The following is a 17815-nucleotide window of genomic DNA, read 5'->3' on the forward strand; positions in this document are numbered from 1 at the left end:
CAGACTGCTATCCGTTTTGTGCAGGACGGCGCGACAGATGATTCAGCGTGTTTCGAAGGGAGGCATCAGTGGCGGCGCTTGAAGGTCTGTGACGGCAGTTCGCCGAACTGTTGGCGATAGCTTTCGGAGAAACGACCCAGGTGCAGGAAGCCGTAATCCAGCGCCAGTTCAGTCAGATTGCGCACCGGGCAACTCGGGTCGCTGAGGCAGGCGTGGATGCGTTCGAGCTTGCGCTGGCGGATGTACTGCATCGGCGTGACGCCCAGTTGGCGTTCGAACAAGGTGTACAGCGAACGCGGGCTCATGCTGGCTTGCGCGGCCAGATGTTCGGCGGGCAAGTCGCGTTTCAGGTTGTGTTCGATGTAATCGAGGATGCGTTCAAAACTGATGTTGGGTGAGCTCAGGCATTCACGGCTGACGTTGGTGTTCATCAGCGAAATCAGTTTGCTGCCGATGATCTGCGCGTAATGTTCCTGCACCCGCAACAATGGATCGCTGGCCTCGGCTTCCTGGCAGATCATTGCCAGCAGGTTGGTGAAGCCTTCCAGCTCATTCAACTGATAGTGATTGCGCAGGAATCGAATACCACTCGCCGGGCGTATCCAGCGCTGCTCGTCGCACACTGTTTCGAGCACGCTGACCGGCACCTTGAGGATGAATTTTTCGCAATCGTCCGAGTAGGTCAGATCGACCGGATCGTCCGGGTTGATCAGCAACAGTTCGCCCGGCACCAGATGTTGCTCGTGTTTGTGCCCGCGCCACAGGCAATTGCCTTGCAGCAGGACTTGCAGGTGGTAAACGGTTTCCAGCGCCAGCGATGTCACGCGAACACTGCCGCCATAACTGATGCGTGCGAGATCGAGATCGGCAAGTTTGCGGTGATTGAGACTGGCTTGCGGGTGGGCGGTTTTGGACAGGCCGATGAAGTGCTGGCCGACGTGCTGGTTGACGTAGTCGGAGACGGCGTAAGGGTCAGCGTGACGAAACACGCTGCTGCGATCACTCAGCAGATGGCTGTCCATGGGGCGGTGCTCGATCTTGTCATTATTATGGTTTCACAGCTTCACCGGTCACAGTACGCCCCGGTTCTGATGCGGGCAATCGGACGACGAACCGGGCATCCGGTAATCGAACACTTTTACCAGTGTGCCGTGCTTCCTTACGCGAAAAGCCCGGCTGATCTGGCCGGGCTTTTCGGTGGCGACTGCGGTAAGCGCGTGCATTCAGACTGCACGGTGTTCGATCAGACGATCTGCGCCACCTTCTGCGACCCGATTGCCTTGCAGATGATCCGAACCATCAGAGGCAACAGCGTCGCTGAATAGAGGATCGGTTTCAGTAGCGGCAACGGCGTCGCTGAACAATGGATCGGTTTCAGTAGCGGCGACGGCATCGCTGAACAATGGATCGGTTTCGGTGGCGGCGACGGCGTCGCTGAACAAAGGATCGGTTTCGGTGGCGGCAAAAGCATTCAGTGCGAAGATCGAGAAAGCGATACCGAGAAGGACTTGGCGTTTCATGGTGATGTGCTCCGATTGCGTGGTTGGGAATGGAGCCGATCTTACGCCGTGGTACTGATATGAGAACTTCATTGAGTTAATGGTTGTTATTGATGCAGTCAATAGTTACACCCTCGGGATGACTACCTACAGGCGCCGATGAAAGGCCAAAACACCGTTGCAACGTGAAGCAAAGGCTTTTACTATCCCACCACGTCAGTTCGGCTAGTGAAGCACCAAACCCCGGCCGCAAACCGAGGTTTACAAAAGAACCGCCCCGCAAAGGCGGTTTTTTTTTGCCTGTAAATCGGTGTTCCAGATGCACACAACCAACGCACTCAAGCCAATGAAACGCTATTTGCACTTGGCCAACACCACCTGACAGGTATTCGGCGTGCCGCCTGAACGGCCGGCGTAGCGGATGCAGTTATTCATCGATTTCTGCCGCGCCATGTTCAGGCTGGAGCCCCACGCCAGACCTCCCTCGCCAACGGTCGGCAAGGCTTTGGCGTAACAGCTGTCGCCGACGCCGGACGGTGGATAATGCTTGCGGTTCGAGCAGCCTGCGATCAGCGTCAGGCTGAGGACGATCAGGGTAGGCAGAACCCATAGCGAGCGTCGGTCGATCATCGCGTTGCACCTGTCGCTAAAGGGTCGTGTGCCGTTGAGTCTAGCCGTTTGCACTCGCCTTTCTGCACAAATCTTCTAAACGTCCAGCTGCATTGCGCGGTATTTTATGAGGCCGCATTGTTCAAAGCCGAGCCCTGGAGCCTTCCGTGGATAAACGCAACTGGATCGATCTGTCCCAGGATGTCGACACCGGGATTGAATCGATTCGTGCTCACTTCGAAGGGCATGCCTACGACCCGCACTGGCATGACAGCTTTCTCGTTGGGGTCACCGAGCAAGGCGTTCAGCAGTTCAATTGCCGCCGCGTGCGCCATCGCAGTACGCCGGGCCAGGCGATCTTGCTGGAACCGGGAGAGATTCACGATGGCCATGCGCCGACCGAGGACGGCTTTACCTATTCGATGCTGTACCTCGATCCGCATTGGCTGGAACGCGAAATGCACGCGCTGTTCGAAGACGCGCCGTCCGACAGCCAGCCCGGTTTTGCCGACACTCTGAGCCAGGACCCGCGTCTGGCGACAGCCATTCATCAAGCCTTCCACGCACTGCATGACGGCGACTTGCGCATCGTTCGCCAAACCGCCATCGATGGCCTGCTGGGCTCGCTCACAGGCCATCTCGCTTGGCGCAAGCGTCAGGATTTTGATCCGCGCCTGCCGATGGTGGCTCAAGTGGCGCGGGACTACCTGCACGCACACACCTATGAAGACATCGGCCTCGATGACCTGGCGCGGGTTTGCGGGGTGGATCGTTTTCGTCTGAGCCGTGCCTTCAAGACAGCCTTTGGCCTGGCACCACACGCGTACCTGATCCAGCTACGCTTGGCCAAGGCACGGCAATTGCTGGCACGCGGTGAAACACCGGCGCAGGTCGCCAGCGTGCTGGGTTTTGCCGATCAGAGTCACTTGGGCCGCTGGTTCCGCCGCGCCTACCAACTGACACCAGCGGACTACCGCAAGCGCTGCTCAAACCTTCCAGACTGACGCGCACCGCCGAGTAATCATGGCCCCCTGTTTTCACTTTCAGGGAATCTGCACCATGGCGTCATTACTGCCCTTCCTGCTGTTTGCGTTCGTTGCGTCCATCACTCCCGGGCCGACCAATATTCTGGTGTTGAGCCACAGTTCACGCCAAGGCTTGCTGGCCACGCTGCCGATCATTTTTGGTGCCTGCGCAGCGGCGGCGCTCATCGTGCTGGTGGTGGGCCTCGGTGCCGGCGAAACACTGCTGCGTTTCCCTCGTGTGCAGCAAGCGATGGCGTGGGTCGGCGTGTTCTGGTTGAGTTGGCTGGCTTGGCAGATCTTTCGCAGTTCCCCGCCATCATTGAACCCGACAGACCAGCAAGAACAAGGTTTGAGCGTGCTCGGCGCGGCAACGCTGCAACTGGTCAATCCCAAGGTGTGGATGATGGCCATGGCAGTGGTCAGTGTGTTTGTCGGCGGCGGCGACAAGACGCTGCGACTGTTGGTGTTGTCGTTGGCGTTTCTGCTGGTGTCGTTGCCGTGCATGACACTCTGGGCGCTGCTGGGCGTGGGCAGCAGGCGATTGATCGGCTCACCGCAAGCGTTCAAGCGCATGAACGCAGTCCTGGCGCTGTTACTGCTGCTGTCGGCATGGCTCACCATCCTCGCCTGAATATCCCCTGTAGGAGCTGCCGCAGGCTGCGATCTTTTGATGTTGTTTTTAAAAAGACAGATCAAAAGATCGCAGCCTGCGGCAGCTCCTACAGGGGTGAGGTGGCTTGGCGATACTGGCGGGGGGTGAATCCGGTCGAGGCCTTGAACTGACGGGTAAACGCGCTGTGATCGGTGTAACCGCATTGCAGCGCGACCTCGGTGATCGGCAAGTCCGTATGCAGCAATCGATGGGCGTGTTCCAGGCGCACTTTCTGGATCATCTGCCGTGGCGTCAGGTGAAACACGCGTTTGCAGTAGCGCTCCAGTTGCGCAACTGAGATACCGGCGATTTTAGTCAGCTCGCCGAGGGTCACACGCCGATTGAAGTGCGCGCGAATGTGCTCGTCGACAGCAGCCAGTCGCTGGAATGCCGGATGGGTTTCGCTGGCCGATTGCAGATCGACCGAGATACCCGCCAGACCGATGATCTCGCCATCGCGGTTGTACAACGGCTGTTTGTGGGTCAGGCACCAGCCCGGTTCGCGGCTGCCATACAGATGCAACTCCAGCTGATCTTCCAGCACAAAGCCCTCCTCCAGCACTTTGCGATCCTGCTCGGTGTAACCCGGCCCGAGTTGCGCAGGGAACACCTGCGCGCTGGTTTTGCCGAGCAGCGGACGCAAATCTTTCAAGCCGCAGCGTTGCACCAATGTGCGATTGGCGAGGACGTAACGGGCCTGCACGTCCTTGATGAAAATCGCCGCGTTGGGGATCACGTCGAGCATCGGCAACAGCAATGCCGCGCCGGCCAACAGCTCTTCCAAAGTCTGCGGACGATTGTCGCCAACGCCTTGGGCCAGGAGCGAAAACGCGTGCTGCATCAAAGAATCCCCTCGTAACCGGGTTGGCCAAGTGCCCGCCCTGCGGCGTTCGCGTGCAGATTGCAGGATCGTTCAGCGCATGTCGAGAGCGGCGTTTGATCTGCGCGACTGTGCTGAATTCGTCATCCAACCCATCGCAAAACATCAATCGCCGCGCCTTCGATGAGTTCAAAGTCTGGCCGTCCCAGTGACACAACTGCCTATCCAATAACTCACAAGAAGGCGATGCCATGTCAGGCCAAGGCAAGTTCAAAAAACAGCTTTCACTGATCGACCTCACATTTATCGGACTCGGCGCGATCTTCGGCTCCGGCTGGTTGTTCGCGGCCAGTCACGTGTCCGCGATTGCCGGGCCGGCGGGGATTTTCTCTTGGCTGCTGGGCGGTTTTGCCGTGCTGTTGCTGGGCATCGTTTACTGCGAACTGGGCGCGGCCTTGCCACGTGCCGGCGGCGTGGTGCGCTACCCGGTTTACTCCCACGGGCCGCTGCTCGGTTATCTGATGGGCTTCATCACGCTGATCGCGTTTTCCAGCCTGGTGGCGATCGAAGTGGTCGCCTCGCGCCAATACGCGGCGGCGTGGTTTCCCGGCCTGACCAAGGCTGGCAGCGGCGATCCGACGATTCTCGGCTGGATGGTGCAGTTCGGCCTGTTGTGCGTGTTTTTCCTGCTCAACTATCGCAGTGTGAAGACCTTCGCCAAGGCCAACAATTTGATCAGCGTATTCAAGTTCATCGTGCCGTTGCTGGTGATCGGTGTGCTGTTCACTTTCTTCAAACCGGCCAACTTCGAGGTACAGGGATTCGCGCCGTTCGGCCTGTCCGGTGTCGAGATGGCGGTGTCGGCGGGTGGCGTCATTTTCGCTTATCTGGGACTGACGCCGATCATCTCGGTGGCCAGTGAAGTGAAAAATCCGCAGCGCACCATTCCGATCGCGTTGATCCTGTCGGTGCTGCTGTCGACGCTGATTTACGTGCTGCTGCAAATGGCTTTTCTCGGCAGCATCCCGACCGAAATGCTCGCCAACGGCTGGGCCGGTATCAGCAAGGAATTCGCTCTGCCCTATCGCGACATCGCCTTGGCGCTGGGCGTAGGCTGGCTGGCGTATCTGGTGGTGGCCGACGCGGTGATCTCGCCGAGCGGCTGCGGCAACATCTACATGAACGCGACCCCGCGCGTGATCTACGGCTGGGCGCAGACCGGGACCTTCTTCAAAGTCTTCACCCACATTGATGAGAAGTCCGGCATTCCGCGCCCGGCGTTGTGGCTGACCTTTGCCCTGTCGGTGTTTTGGACCCTGCCGTTCCCGTCGTGGGAAGCCCTGATCAACGTGGTCTCCGCTGCGCTGGTGTTGAGCTACGCCGTGGCCCCGGTGTCCGTGGCTGCCCTGCGCCGCAACGCACCGAACATGCCGCGCCCGTTCCGGGTCAAGTGCATGGGCGTGCTCGGGCCGGTGTCGTTCATCATCGCCGCGCTGATCGTTTACTGGTCGGGCTGGAACACCGTGTCATGGCTGCTCGGCCTGCAGATTCTGATGTTCGTGGTTTATCTGCTGTGCGGTCGTTTCGTGCCGACCGCTCACCTCAATCTGGCCCGCCAAGTGCGCTCGTCGGCGTGGCTGATCGCCTTCTACGCGGTGACCATCGTCCTGTCGAAACTCGGCACCTTCGGTGGCCTCGGCATCCTCACTCACCCCTTCGACACCATCGTCGTCGCCGCTTGCGCCACCGGTATCTATTACTGGGGCGCCGCGACAGGCGTGCCGGCGCACCTGCTGCGTCTTGAAGACGACGACGAGGAAAGCGAAGTCGTAGCGCCCGCCTCAACCGTGTCTGCGCGCCCTGCCGGCGCTTACTGAACTCATCCAACGGGATCCATTCATGAAAGAACTACACGTCATTGATTCCCACACCGGCGGTGAACCGACGCGCCTGGTGATGAGCGGCTTTCCCGATCTGCCGGGCAACAGCATGGTGGAAAAACTCGATGCCCTGCGCAATCAGCATGACGCCTGGCGCCGCGCCTGCCTGCTGGAGCCGCGTGGCAACGATGTGTTGGTCGGCGCGCTGTATTGCGCGCCGGTCTCGCCGGACGCCACCTGCGGGGTGATTTTCTTCAACAACGCCGGCTACCTCGGCATGTGCGGCCACGGCACCATCGGCCTGATCAACTCGTTGCAGTACTTGGGAAAGATCCAGCCGGGCGTGCACAAGATCGACACGCCGGTCGGCCCGGTCAGCGCCACGCTGCATGACGACGGCTCCGTCACGCTGGGCAACGTCCCCGCCTACCGCCACCGCAAACAGGTGCCGGTGGACGTGCCGGGATTCGGTCAGGTATTGGGTGACATCGCCTATGGCGGCAACTGGTTTTTCCTCGTCTCGGAGCACGGCCAGACGCTGACGATGGACAACGTTGAACACCTCACTGCCTACACCTGGGCGATGCTCAAAGCCCTCGAAGACCAAGGCATTTACGGCGAAGACGTCGCGGTGATCGACCACATCGAACTGTTCGCCGACGACGCCAACGCCGACAGCCGCAACTTCGTCATGTGCCCCGGCAAAGCCTACGACCGCTCCCCCTGCGGCACCGGCACCAGCGCCAAACTCGCCTGCCTCGCCGCCGACGACAAGCTGCAACCCGGCGCGACCTGGGTGCAGGCAAGCATCACCGGCAGCCAGTTCGAAGGCCGCTTCGAATGGGAAGGCGAACGCATTCGCCCGTACATCACTGGCCGCGCCTACATGACCGCCGACAGCACGCTGCTGATCGACGAAACCGACCCGTTCGCGTGGGGCATCTGAACCGCCGCGCTGACTTTTCACCTCAATTTGAATGATGTGCCAAGGAGTTAAAACAATGAGCGACAACATCTTCACCGGCTGCATGCCAGCCCTGATGACCCCATGCACCGCCCAACGCAAACCGGACTTTGACGCGCTGGTGGCCAAGGGTCGCGAGCTGATCGATATCGGCATGAGCGCGGTGGTCTATTGCGGTTCGATGGGCGACTGGCCGCTGCTGACTGAAGCCGAGCGTCAGGAAGGTGTGGCGCGTCTGGTCGCCGCCGGTATTCCAACGATTGTCGGCACCGGCGCGGTGAATTCCCGTGAAGCGGTTTCCCATGCAGCACATGCAGCGAAAGTCGGCGCGCAAGGCTTGATGGTGATTCCACGCGTCATGTCCCGTGGTGCGTCGCCAGCCGCGCAAAAGGCTCACTTCGCGGCCATTCTGCAAGCTGCACCGAATCTGCCGGCAGTGATTTACAACAGTCCTTACTACGGCTTCGCCACCCGCGCTGACCTGTTCTTCGAACTGCGTCGCGAGTACCCGAACCTGATCGGTTTCAAGGAATTCGGCGGTGGCGCCGACCTGCGCTACGCCGCGGAAAACATCACCTCCAAGGACGATGACGTGACCCTGATGGTCGGCGTCGACACGCAAGTGGTGCACGGCTTCGTCAACTGCAACGCCACCGGTGCCATCACCGGCATCGGCAACGCCCTGCCCCGCGAAGTGCTGCAACTGGTGGCGCTGAGCAAGCAGGCGGCCAAAGGTGATGCCAAGGCCCGACGTCAGGCGCGGGAGCTGGAATCGGCGCTGGCAGTGCTGTCGTCGTTCGATGAGGGCTGCGATCTGGTGCTGTACTACAAGCATCTGATGGTGCTCAACGGTGACAAGGAATACACCCTGCACTTCAACGAATCTGATGTATTGAGCGACTCGCAACGACGTTATGCCGAGCAGCAGTACTCGCTGTTCCGTCACTGGTACGAGAACTGGTCGGCGGAACAGAACTTCGCCTGACCCGCCCCTCACCTGCCGCGAAGCCTCGTGCTGCGCGGCAGGCCTCCCTCTTTTTTCATCAGGAAGACCCCATGACTCTGACGGGCCACATGTTGATCGGGCAGCACACGGTTGCGGGTAACCGCGCCGCCATTCACGGAATCAACCCGGCCACGGATGCTGCGCTGGAACCGGCCTATGCCGGTGGCTCGGCCGAGCACGTCGAACAGGCGTGCGCATTGGCCTGGGCGGCGCTGGACGCCTACCGCGAAACCACCCTCAGTGCCCGCGCCGACTTTCTGGAAAGCATTGCCACTGAAATCGAAGCCCTCGGCGATGAATTGATCGACCGTGCACACGCCGAAACCGGCCTGCCCGCAGCGCGCTTACTGGGCGAGCGCGGGCGTACTTGCCAACAATTAAGAATGTTCGCCCGAACCGTGCGCGCCGGTGAATGGCTGGATGTACGTGTTGATAACGCACAGCCACAGCGCCAGCCGCTGCCCCGTTCGGATTTGCGTCAGCGCCAGATTGCATTGGGGCCGGTGGCAGTGTTTGGTGCGAGCAATTTTCCCCTGGCATTTTCGGTCGCCGGCGGTGACACCGCTTCGGCACTGGCGGCCGGTTGCCCGGTAGTGGTGAAGGCGCACAGCGCGCATCCCGGCACCAGTGAACTGGTCGGTCGTGCCGTCGCGCGAGCGGTGAAAACCTGCGGTTTGCCAGAGGGCGTGTTTTCGTTGTTGTACGGTTCCGGGCGCGAAGTCGGCATTGCGCTGGTCAGCGATCCGCGTATCAAAGCCGTCGGCTTTACCGGTTCCCGCGCTGGCGGATTGGCATTGATTCAAGCGGCGCAGGCCAGGCCCGAGCCGATTCCGGTGTATGCGGAAATGAGTTCGATCAATCCGGTGTTGCTGTTCCCGGCAGCGTTGCACAACCGCGCGCAGGCGTTGGCTGAAGGGTTTGTCGGCTCGCTGACCTTGGGCGCCGGACAGTTTTGTACCAATCCGGGATTGGTCATTGCCCGTAAAGGCCCGGCCCTCGATGAGTTCATGGCGGCAACAGCCAAGTGCATCGAGACTCGTGCGGCGCAAACGATGCTCACGCCGGGCATCTACAACGCGTACGAATCGGCCGTGAAGGCGCTAGCCGAGGACGCGGGTGCACGTATCGTTGCGGCGGGGCAAATCGGCACTGGGGCGAACCAGGGTCAGGCGCGTGTTTTCGTCACGCAAGCGGCGAATTTCCTGAGCGATCACAACCTGCAAGCTGAGGCATTCGGCGCGGCGTCGTTGATCGTGCAATGCTCCAGCGACGAGGAAATCCGTCAGGTGACCGAGCAACTCGAAGGCCAACTGACTGTCACCCTGCACCTCGACGATGCCGACCTTGAACAGGCTCGCTCCCTGCTGCCGACCCTGGAGCGCAAGGCCGGTCGCCTGCTGGTAAACGGCTGGCCAACCGGTGTGGAAGTCTGCGATGCGATGGTGCATGGCGGGCCTTTCCCGGCCACCTCCGACGCGCGCACGACCTCGGTCGGCACCGCCGCCATCCTGCGATTCCTGCGCCCGGTCTGCTATCAGGATTTCCCCGACAGCCTGTTGCCCGCCGCACTGAAACAGGCCAATCCGCTGCACTTGCGGCGCTTGCTCGACGGGCAAAGGGAAGCCGCGAACCATGGCGAATAACGTCTCCTGCGACATCGCGGTAGTCGGCGCAGGCATCATCGGCGTCGCCTGCGCACTGCGTCTGGCGCGCCAGGGATTGCGCGTGGTGGTCATTGATCAGCAGCCGCCCGGGCACGGCGCCTCGTTTGGCAACGCCGGGCATCTGGCGACCGAACAGGTGTTCCCGATTGCCGACGCCTCCATCCTCAAACGCCTGCCGGCGATGCTGATGGATCCGATGGGGCCGTTGCGCCTGGACTGGAAATACCTGCCCCGCGCCTTGCCGTGGTTCACCCGGCTGTTGCTGAACCTGCGCGCCGAGCCTTTTCAGAAAACCGTGGCCGGACTACGCGCACTCAACGAAAGCAGTCTCGACGCCTGGCATAGATTGCTCAGCGATATCCAGCGTCCTGAGTTGCTCAAGGTCGACGGCTCACTGTTGGTGTTCGAAAAGCCTGAGTCCCGCCAAGCCATCGAAGCCCTGCAAGCGCGGATGACTCAGCAGCAGGTCGCGGTCGATTACTGGCAGGCCAGCGCCATCCGCGACACCGCGCCGCAACTCAGCGAACAGATTCAGGGCGGCCTGTTCTTCCCGCGCACCGGGCATTTCCTCGATCCCTATCGCGTGGTCTGCGAACTGGTTGAAGCGGCGCAAGTCAGCGGCGTGAGTTTCCTGCAACAACAAGTGCAAGGGGGCTATGTGCAGGAGCACGGCGTTTCGCTGGTCACCGGCAACGGTGGCGTCAGTGCAAGCCGCGTGCTGATTGCCTGTGGTGCGCACTCGGCGAAACTCACCGCCGCACTCACCGGCCAAAAAGTCCCGCTGGACACCGAGCGCGGCTATCACCTGATGCTGCCACAGGAACACGATCGCCTGCCCTTCCCCGTCACCTCGCTGGAGCGCAAATTCATCATGACGCCAATGACCGAAGGCTTGCGCCTGGCCGGCACCGTCGAGTTCGCCGGACTGCAAAAGCCGCCGAGCATGGAGCGCGCGTGGCAGCTGCATCGATTGAGTCAGGGGTTATTTCGCAAGGATTTGAACACAGATGCAGCGACACCGTGGATGGGCTTTCGTCCATCGTTGCCGGATTCGTTGCCGGTGATTGATCAAGTCTCTGATGGCAAGGTGTTGCTTGCGTTCGGGCATCAGCATTTGGGGTTGACCCAGGCGGCGGTGACGGCGGAGATGGTGGTGCGGATGGCTTTGCCTACGGTGGTAACAAAGACCTGCAGCCTGCCAGTCAGCGAACCGTACAGGCTGAATCGTTTTTGAAACGGGAGCTTGATCCAAAAGCCTGCTTTCGAGAGCAGGCTTTTGTGCTCGGGGAGATTTCCTGTGGTCTGGAGACAAAGATGTTACGAGGGCATTAGCCAATGTCGCTCAGTGGTCCAACCCAAAAAAACCTTTGCACCCTCATCTTTTTGGCGACTCAGCGTGAGCCGATTTCCTGCAACGGCAACACGCAACCCGACCATGGCGGGCAGAAATCTTTCCCGGAACTCACCGGATTGCGTCGCAAAATGCGCTTCAAGACTTTCGAGTGCCGAATGCAAAAGCTCTCCATCCAGCATCGACAGATAAAACATCATCTGACGCCACGCATACGCGGTGTTTTTCAACATCAGCAGACGAGCATGGTAGAGCGATAGGTGCGTTTGGTGGCGTTTGCAGATCCATTTAAAGCACGACAGCGCCAATGCACTTAGACGGTGTTGCAGCAGTATTTTGAGCTCGAGTTCGCCAAACAATACCGCAAGGTTTTGTGTTGTCAGGATCTGTTGCTGTTCGAGGATTGTACCGTTGACTGCTGGCTGCCACGTGCCCAGGACGGCATTTGCTCGCTGTGCGCACAGCGTCGCCAATGCATCAGAGTTGTTTGTTCTGCGCCGCGATCGGCGGTGATCGGGAAGGCTCGCCAGTCCATCTGTATCAATGTCGTAATAGCGGGCGTAAAGCGTTCCAGCGATCAGCTTGGCCGATTGTCTGGCCGCTCTCGAAAATTTGTTGGAGAAAGTCCCCATGAAAATGTCAGCAGCCACTTCCTCGACGAAGGGAAGGTCCAACTGAGCCGTTTGAGCCAGAGAAACAAACTCCTGCAGTAGCTTGTTAGGAAGAATCGCTTGCGGAAACGCAGAGAGAGTTAACGCGGAGGCTTCAACCAAAGCTTGTCTAGCGCCTGTAATGGAGTTGGCGTTCGTCTCACGCTCACTTTCTAAAGCCATTACCCAAGGCAGCTCTGCAATTTTGATCTGACTTTGCAGGTTGATTAGCAACAATGACCGCCGACGGCGGAAGGCTTGGTACGTAGCACCTCCCAATGTCTGAAGCGTGCCGTCTCGATACCCGGCGCTACAGATTTCAGCCGTCATCGCAGGCAGTACTTGCGCCACAGTATCGCCGGATGAGATCAAGCCATGGTCAATCAGCTCAGCGATCGTGCCCTTGCGGCAGCGCTCCAGGCGTCGGCGAACAGCAGCCGGAATGATCGTCCCTACGATCAGTGCGTGACGCTTCGTCTCTTCATCGGTGATGGGTTTCAACAGTGGAGAAAAGTCACCGACGCCGTCCGCACCCGGATAATTTTCCAGACGCTCCGCTACAGCATGGGCGATCAAATGATGTCCGGGGGCAGCCACGTGATTTCGCTGCTCTTCTCGTTTAATCGAGTGTGCGCGGGATTCGGGATGGCCATGTTTGGCGACAAAATCATCGACAATTCGCCGGACGCGACCGACGTCTCGGCCCGTCAATGCTGCTTGATCACGGGAACTCTGAGCGAGTAATGCAAATAGTTCTGCTGCCCGGTTCTTGAAGGGTCCTCGGCTATTGAATTCAGCGCCACAGGTTTCAGCGATCTGCTTGCCGAGTAAGGTTGCGCGCTCAAACCAACCGTCAGGATAGTGTCGGCAAGGCCAGCCGTCCTGATACGTCAAAATAAACAGTGAGACCGCAGCGTCGTAGAGAGGCAGTCGGTTTTCTACAACATGTTTTTGAACAGCGAGACGCGGTTGAGCCAATTGCCGTGTCAGCCGCTGCCTGACACTGGCGGTATCAAAAACATGCACCTCAGCTGTCGAGATCAGTGGTTCGTCAACGGCAGTCGGGAAGAAACGCAGCCTTTCGAAGAAAGGTGCGATCTGTTTGATCAACGTTCGCGCTTCGTCATGACGCTGATGCCGCAGAAGCCATGACACTGTCAGCAGTGCGGCCTCCTCCGGAACATCGATTTGATAACTGCCTTTCGCCAAACGTTCTTGCAGCGATGCGACTCCTGCATCTGAAAGGTGCCAGGCATTCAGATCAAGCCGTTCATGACCGGCACGGATGCCAGGAATCGACGCAGCCAACTGTTGCTCGTAGGCAGTCAAAGCACCACCAGCCAGCAGTTGCCCAGTGGCAAATCCACCTGTCACCACTTCCAGTGTGACCCACGTCGGCAAATCGGCGAATGGCGTGCGTAAACCGTACTGTGCGCTGCCCTGCAGCAGATGTTCGACAACCCGTTGCCAGCGCTCGATACGATTGCGTGCCAGCTGACCCGCATCGCTCCGCGAAGCGGTCAACGCCCGCGAGAGCTGGAACACCGCATAACCGGCACTCACTCCACTGCGCTCGTCGAATTCACTGTCGTGCCTGGACATACTTCCCTGTGACGCTGCAATGTAAAAAATGGGTCCGGGGGCTGGATTCGAACCAGCGCCCACTCGGTCCAGAGCCGAGCGTTCCACCGCTGAACTACCCCGGAACAGAGCGCGCATTGTTGACTAGACACGAAGGGATGTGAAGTTCGATGTTCAGGTTTCTATTACAAGATAACTCCTCGGCGTCGCGGCCTGAAACAAGCGTTCGCATCCATTAAGTGCTCAGCGTTGCTAATTGATTATTCAATTTCGTCGACAGAATTTGACAGGCCAAACATTGCCCGACAAAGTCGCACCCCTTTTTCCCGCCAACGATGCCGCAAACATCAGTTACATCAGGGGTTGCCGTTGAACGAAAACACTTTGTCCATGCGCCTTGAGCGTGTGGCCGCACACGTGCCGGCTGGTGCGCGGCTGGCCGATATCGGTTCCGATCACGGGTATCTGCCGGTGGCGTTGATGCGCCGCGGCGCGATTGAAGCGGCGGTGGCGGGTGAAGTGGCGTCGACGCCGTTTCAGGCGGCGCAGCGCACGGTGCGTGAAAACGACCTGCAAGCGCGAATCACCGTGCGCCAGGCCAATGGCCTGGCGGCCATCACACCCGCAGACCGGATCAACGCGATCAGCATCTGTGGCATGGGCGGCGAGACCATCCGCGACATTCTCGAAAGTGGCAAAGCCTACCTGAGCGGCGGCGAGCGCTTGATCCTGCAGCCCAATGGTGGCGAGCAACCGTTGCGCCTGTGGTTGATGGAAAACGGCTACCGCATCCTCAGCGAGGAAGTGCTGCGCGAAAGTCGCTTCGACTACGAAATCATCGTCGCCGAGCGCGCCGAAGCGGTCAGCTACACCGACAAGGAATTGTATTTCGGTCCCTTGCAAATGCAGGCGCGCAGCCCGGCATTCTTGATCAAGTGGCAGCACAAACTTCGCCACAAGCAGAAGACCCTCAGCCACCTCGCCCGCGCGCAGCAGGCGTTGCCAGAAGACAAAATCGCGGACGTTCGTCGAGAGGCGCAGTGGATCACTGAAATGCTGGCGTAAGCCATCTGTCGTACCCGGCACTGCCCGGTCACAAAAAACTGGCGGCCCTTGAACGCCTTCTGCACAATCGGCGCACGCTGCACAAAACCTATAAGAAAGTGATCGCCCGATGAAACTGCAACCCCTGCCACCGCTCAACAGCCTGGTGGCATTCGAGGCCGCCGCTCGGCATTTGAGCTTTACCCTGGCCGCTCGTGAACTCAACGTTACCCAAGGCGCCATCAGCCGCCAGATCCGAGTGCTCGAAGACTATCTGGGCACGCCTTTATTCGCCCGTACCACCCGCGAAATCAACCTGACCGTCACCGGCAAGAGTTACTGCGAAACCGTGCGCGAAAACCTGCAACAGATCGCCCATGCCACCGCCGGCGTGCGGCATTGGCGCGGTGCGCAGCAGGTCACCGTGGTGACGAGTACGGCGATGGCATCGCTATGGTTGTTGCCGCTGGTTTCAGAGTTTCAACGGCAGCATGAAGAGATCGATCTGCGCATTATTGCCACGGATCAGATCAGTGACTTCTCGCGGCTGGATTGTGATCTGGCGCTGTACTACTGCAGCAAGCCACCGAAGAACATGCAGGTGACGCCGCTGTTCAGCGAAGAGATTTTCCCGGTGTGTAGCCCGGCGTATCTGGCGCAACACCCGCAAATCACCGACCCGCAGCACCTCGGCGAATGCACCTGGTTATGGCTGGAAGACCCGCAGAGTGACTGGATCGGCTGGAAGGATTGGTTCAATCATCTGGGTTACCCGGTGCCGGAGCCGCGCCGACGGATCAACATCAACAGTTATTCGATGCTGATCCAATCGGCACTGGCCGGCCAAGGGATTGCGCTGGCGTGGTCGAACTTGATGGGCGATCACTTGCAGGCCGGCAATCTGGTCAAACCCGTGAATATTTATCTGCGCACCGAGGCGCAATTCTGCTTGTTGGAGCCCATGGGGCGCGCGGCCAATCGCCAAAGCGTCAACCGCTTCCGCCAATGGTTGATGCACCACATCGCAGAAACGATCCACGGCTGAAAAAAAACCGGCGATTGATTCGCCGGTTTTTTCATGGGTTCGCTGCAGGGTGATTTATGCCAGTTCTCGGGATGGCACCACCGCCGCGAAGGCACCGTTATTGTCTGCCGCCATCGGCTCATTGGCCGTCGCACGCATCACCATCAATCCTTCCGCAGAACTCATGGTGTCGGCGCGCAAGCTGCGCAGCAGGCTGTAGCCAGTGACCAACAGAAACACCGCAATGGGCAAACCGATAATGATGCTTGCCATCTGAATCGCCACCAGGCCACCAGCCAACAACAATCCCCCGGCAATCGCCCCTTCCAGCACGCACCACAGCACGCGGATCCAGTTCGGCGGATTGATGCTGCCCACCGAGTTGAGCATGCACAGCACTTGCGTCCCGGCATCGGCGGCGGTGACGAAATGCACCGCCAACAGCAGGCAGACGATCACGCACAGAATGCCGCCAGTGACCGGGCCGTCGAGACGTTCCAGCAAGGTGAACATCGCGGCCGTGGTTTCTTTCTGGGTTGCCTGCAACACCGGGCCACCAGTAAACGGCGTTGCTTCAACCTGCTCGGCCACCGGCAATTGTGCATGAGCGTGGCGGGCCTGTTGCTCATCATTCAGGGCCGACCCACCGAAGACTGACATCCATAAAATGGTCACCAGTGTCGGCACCACCAGCGCGCCGAGGATCAGTTCGCGAATCGTCCGGCCCTTGGAAATGCGCGCGATGAACAAACCCACGAACGGCCCCCACGTCATCCACCATGGCCAGTAGAACGCGGTCCAGCTGTTCTGCCAGCCGCTGTCGGCCTGGGTGTCCGTCCACAAACTCAGGCCGACGATGTGCTGAACGTAATCGCCCGTCGCTTCGAAAAAAAAGTTGAGGATGTAGCGGGTCGGACCGAGCCACAGCACCACCAGCATCAAGGCGAACGACATCCACATGTTCAGCGTCGACAGGCGCTTCATGCCCTTGGACAACCCGGCCACCAGCGACACCGCCGCAATCAAGCTGACGAAGGCGATGATCGACAGCTGAAAACCAATGCTCACCGGCAACTGAAACACCTGATGCAGCCCGGTGTTGATCTGCACCACGCCAAGACCCAGCGACTGCGACACACCGAACGCGGTGATCGCCACGCCGAGGATATCCACCACATGGCCGATCGGCCCGTAGATGCGTTTGCCAATCAGCGGATAAAGAATCGAACGTAGCGCCAGCGGCAAGCCTTTGCAGTAGGCGAAATAGGCCAGGCTGACACCGATCATGGTGAAGATCGCCCACGGGTGCAGACCCCAGTGGAACAGCGTCAGGCGCATCGCGACGGTGGCGGCTTCGTCGCTCAGGCCAGGTGCGAAGGGGTTATTGGCGTAGTGCAGAACCGGTTCTGCGACCGACCAGAAGATCAAGCCAATGCCCATGCCGGCACTGAACAACATCGCAATCCATGCGCTGAAACTGAACTCCGGAACGTCATGCTCTCGACCCAGTTTGAGTGCGCCGTATCGGCTGCACGCAATCATCAGCAGTACGCCGAGCAGGCCGCTGACCAAGGCGAGATAGAACCATTTGAAGTTGTGGAGGATGGCATCGGAAGCGGTCTTGAAAACGACGGTTGCCTGATCGCCCTTCAGGGCGCAGAGCAGAACGAAGGCAATGACCATGGCGACCGACACGACAGTCACGGTTGGATTGAGCCCTTTGAAAAGGCCACTGGTGGCACGCATCAGCTGTCTCCCTTGTTTTTGTAGTACAGCGCTTTACGGGATTTTTTTGTAGGCAATGTCTGTCGCTCATTGCGCGGCCAACAATGAGCGAGCCTTGAGCGCTCAACAAACCATTTAATCTCATGGATTAATGAGATTTCGGCATGAATATCGGCAAGGTTTTTTAACCCGTCACAAATGACTTTTTCTCATCAATCGGCGTTAAAAAATGGTTTGTTCGCCACCCGCCACGCCCTGAAGAATCACTCCGGACAACAGGCCGAAAAGGCCGACCTACCGTGCGATCTGGAGAAAACAATA

Annotated in this window: 15 protein-coding genes and 1 tRNA gene; 9 read left to right on the forward strand and 7 right to left on the reverse strand. The window is 59.4% G+C overall.

Annotated features, from left to right (window positions below; genetic code table 11):
• Window positions 1–65 precede the first annotated feature (65 nt).
• The 3 genes from AC3Y64_RS16415 to AC3Y64_RS16425 all read right to left on the reverse strand — a co-directional run bounded on the left by AC3Y64_RS16415 (window position 66) and on the right by AC3Y64_RS16425 (window position 2129).
• On the reverse strand, window positions 66–1022 hold the full coding sequence (locus AC3Y64_RS16415; protein WP_489984491.1) for an AraC family transcriptional regulator: 957 nt from the start codon (window positions 1020–1022) through the stop codon (window positions 66–68).
• A gap of 201 nt (window positions 1023–1223) precedes the next feature.
• A complete protein-coding gene (locus AC3Y64_RS16420; protein WP_489984492.1) occupies window positions 1224–1520 on the reverse strand; it encodes a hypothetical protein in 297 nt (98 codons plus the stop codon).
• Window positions 1521–1853: 333 nt separating this feature from the next.
• Window positions 1854–2129, reverse strand: a complete 276-nt coding sequence (locus AC3Y64_RS16425; protein WP_489984493.1) for a hypothetical protein — start codon at window positions 2127–2129, stop codon at window positions 1854–1856.
• 146 nt (window positions 2130–2275) lie between these two features.
• Between AC3Y64_RS16425 and AC3Y64_RS16430 the strand changes: the two genes are divergently transcribed.
• Together AC3Y64_RS16430 and AC3Y64_RS16435 are read left to right on the forward strand one after the other, a co-directional pair.
• On the forward strand, window positions 2276–3112 hold the full coding sequence (locus tag AC3Y64_RS16430; RefSeq protein ID WP_158956384.1) for an AraC family transcriptional regulator: 837 nt from the start codon (window positions 2276–2278) through the stop codon (window positions 3110–3112).
• A 55-nt stretch (window positions 3113–3167) separates the two neighbouring features.
• Complete coding sequence (locus tag AC3Y64_RS16435; protein ID WP_489984494.1) at window positions 3168–3764, forward strand: LysE family translocator; 597 nt, start codon at window positions 3168–3170, stop codon at window positions 3762–3764.
• A gap of 88 nt (window positions 3765–3852) precedes the next feature.
• Here the strand turns inward: AC3Y64_RS16435 and AC3Y64_RS16440 are convergent, their stop codons facing one another.
• Entirely contained in the window at window positions 3853–4626 is a 774-nt protein-coding gene (locus tag AC3Y64_RS16440; protein ID WP_489984495.1) for a PAS domain-containing protein, read from the reverse strand.
• Window positions 4627–4856: 230 nt separating this feature from the next.
• On the opposite strand from AC3Y64_RS16440, the gene AC3Y64_RS16445 reads away from it, so the two are divergent.
• The 5 genes from AC3Y64_RS16445 to AC3Y64_RS16465 all read left to right on the forward strand — a co-directional run bounded on the left by AC3Y64_RS16445 (window position 4857) and on the right by AC3Y64_RS16465 (window position 11353).
• Window positions 4857–6482 carry an APC family permease gene (locus tag AC3Y64_RS16445; protein WP_158955283.1) on the forward strand — a complete coding sequence of 542 codons (1626 nt, stop codon included), beginning with the start codon at window positions 4857–4859 and terminating at the stop codon, window positions 6480–6482.
• A gap of 22 nt (window positions 6483–6504) precedes the next feature.
• The gene (locus AC3Y64_RS16450) at window positions 6505–7431 is read left to right on the forward strand and encodes a 4-hydroxyproline epimerase (protein ID WP_489984496.1); all 927 of its coding nucleotides are present in this window, start codon (window positions 6505–6507) and stop codon (window positions 7429–7431) included.
• 55 nt (window positions 7432–7486) lie between these two features.
• Window positions 7487–8434: a dihydrodipicolinate synthase family protein gene (locus tag AC3Y64_RS16455; RefSeq protein ID WP_489984497.1), complete on the forward strand. Its 948-nt coding sequence runs from the start codon at window positions 7487–7489 to the stop codon at window positions 8432–8434.
• Window positions 8435–8505: 71 nt separating this feature from the next.
• Window positions 8506–10098 carry an aldehyde dehydrogenase (NADP(+)) gene (locus AC3Y64_RS16460; RefSeq protein WP_489984498.1) on the forward strand — a complete coding sequence of 531 codons (1593 nt, stop codon included), beginning with the start codon at window positions 8506–8508 and terminating at the stop codon, window positions 10096–10098.
• Window positions 10088–11353 carry an NAD(P)/FAD-dependent oxidoreductase gene (locus AC3Y64_RS16465; protein WP_489984499.1) on the forward strand — a complete coding sequence of 422 codons (1266 nt, stop codon included), beginning with the start codon at window positions 10088–10090 and terminating at the stop codon, window positions 11351–11353. The genes AC3Y64_RS16460 and AC3Y64_RS16465 overlap by 11 nt, the downstream gene beginning before the upstream one ends.
• 83 nt (window positions 11354–11436) lie before the next feature.
• On the opposite strand, the gene AC3Y64_RS16470 is transcribed toward AC3Y64_RS16465, so the two are convergent.
• Together AC3Y64_RS16470 and AC3Y64_RS16475 are read right to left on the reverse strand one after the other, a co-directional pair.
• On the reverse strand, window positions 11437–13683 hold the full coding sequence (locus AC3Y64_RS16470; protein ID WP_489984500.1) for a hypothetical protein: 2247 nt from the start codon (window positions 13681–13683) through the stop codon (window positions 11437–11439).
• Window positions 13684–13751: 68 nt separating this feature from the next.
• A tRNA-Gln gene (locus tag AC3Y64_RS16475) sits at window positions 13752–13826 on the reverse strand.
• Between the two features lie 244 nt (window positions 13827–14070).
• On the opposite strand from AC3Y64_RS16475, the gene AC3Y64_RS16480 reads away from it, so the two are divergent.
• On the forward strand, window positions 14071–14766 hold the full coding sequence (locus AC3Y64_RS16480) for a tRNA (adenine(22)-N(1))-methyltransferase (protein WP_489984501.1): 696 nt from the start codon (window positions 14071–14073) through the stop codon (window positions 14764–14766).
• 109 nt (window positions 14767–14875) lie between these two features.
• Entirely contained in the window at window positions 14876–15790 is a 915-nt protein-coding gene (locus AC3Y64_RS16485; RefSeq protein ID WP_489984502.1) for a LysR substrate-binding domain-containing protein, read from the forward strand.
• A gap of 54 nt (window positions 15791–15844) precedes the next feature.
• On the opposite strand, the gene AC3Y64_RS16490 is transcribed toward AC3Y64_RS16485, so the two are convergent.
• A complete protein-coding gene (locus AC3Y64_RS16490; RefSeq protein ID WP_489984503.1) occupies window positions 15845–17515 on the reverse strand; it encodes a BCCT family transporter in 1671 nt (556 codons plus the stop codon).
• Window positions 17516–17815: the final 300 nt, after the last annotated feature.

The organism is Pseudomonas sp. 4CAES_32.4 (assembly GCF_058136335.1).

What these genes read in the sequence shown, in the direction of transcription:
- AC3Y64_RS16415 (WP_489984491.1), bottom strand. Translation starts at nt 1,022, where the DNA reads ATGGACAGCCATCTGCTGAGTGATCGCAGCAGCGTGTTTCGTCACGCT.
- AC3Y64_RS16420 (WP_489984492.1), bottom strand. Translation starts at nt 1,520, where the DNA reads ATGAAACGCCAAGTCCTTCTCGGTATCGCTTTCTCGATCTTCGCACTG.
- AC3Y64_RS16425 (WP_489984493.1), bottom strand. Translation starts at nt 2,129, where the DNA reads ATGATCGACCGACGCTCGCTATGGGTTCTGCCTACCCTGATCGTCCTC.
- AC3Y64_RS16435 (WP_489984494.1), top strand. Translation starts at nt 3,168, where the DNA reads ATGGCGTCATTACTGCCCTTCCTGCTGTTTGCGTTCGTTGCGTCCATC.
- AC3Y64_RS16440 (WP_489984495.1), bottom strand. Translation starts at nt 4,626, where the DNA reads ATGCAGCACGCGTTTTCGCTCCTGGCCCAAGGCGTTGGCGACAATCGT.
- AC3Y64_RS16445 (WP_158955283.1), top strand. Translation starts at nt 4,857, where the DNA reads ATGTCAGGCCAAGGCAAGTTCAAAAAACAGCTTTCACTGATCGACCTC.
- AC3Y64_RS16450 (WP_489984496.1), top strand. Translation starts at nt 6,505, where the DNA reads ATGAAAGAACTACACGTCATTGATTCCCACACCGGCGGTGAACCGACG.
- AC3Y64_RS16455 (WP_489984497.1), top strand. Translation starts at nt 7,487, where the DNA reads ATGAGCGACAACATCTTCACCGGCTGCATGCCAGCCCTGATGACCCCA.
- AC3Y64_RS16460 (WP_489984498.1), top strand. Translation starts at nt 8,506, where the DNA reads ATGACTCTGACGGGCCACATGTTGATCGGGCAGCACACGGTTGCGGGT.
- AC3Y64_RS16465 (WP_489984499.1), top strand. Translation starts at nt 10,088, where the DNA reads ATGGCGAATAACGTCTCCTGCGACATCGCGGTAGTCGGCGCAGGCATC.
- AC3Y64_RS16485 (WP_489984502.1), top strand. Translation starts at nt 14,876, where the DNA reads ATGAAACTGCAACCCCTGCCACCGCTCAACAGCCTGGTGGCATTCGAG.
- AC3Y64_RS16490 (WP_489984503.1), bottom strand. Translation starts at nt 17,515, where the DNA reads ATGCGTGCCACCAGTGGCCTTTTCAAAGGGCTCAATCCAACCGTGACT.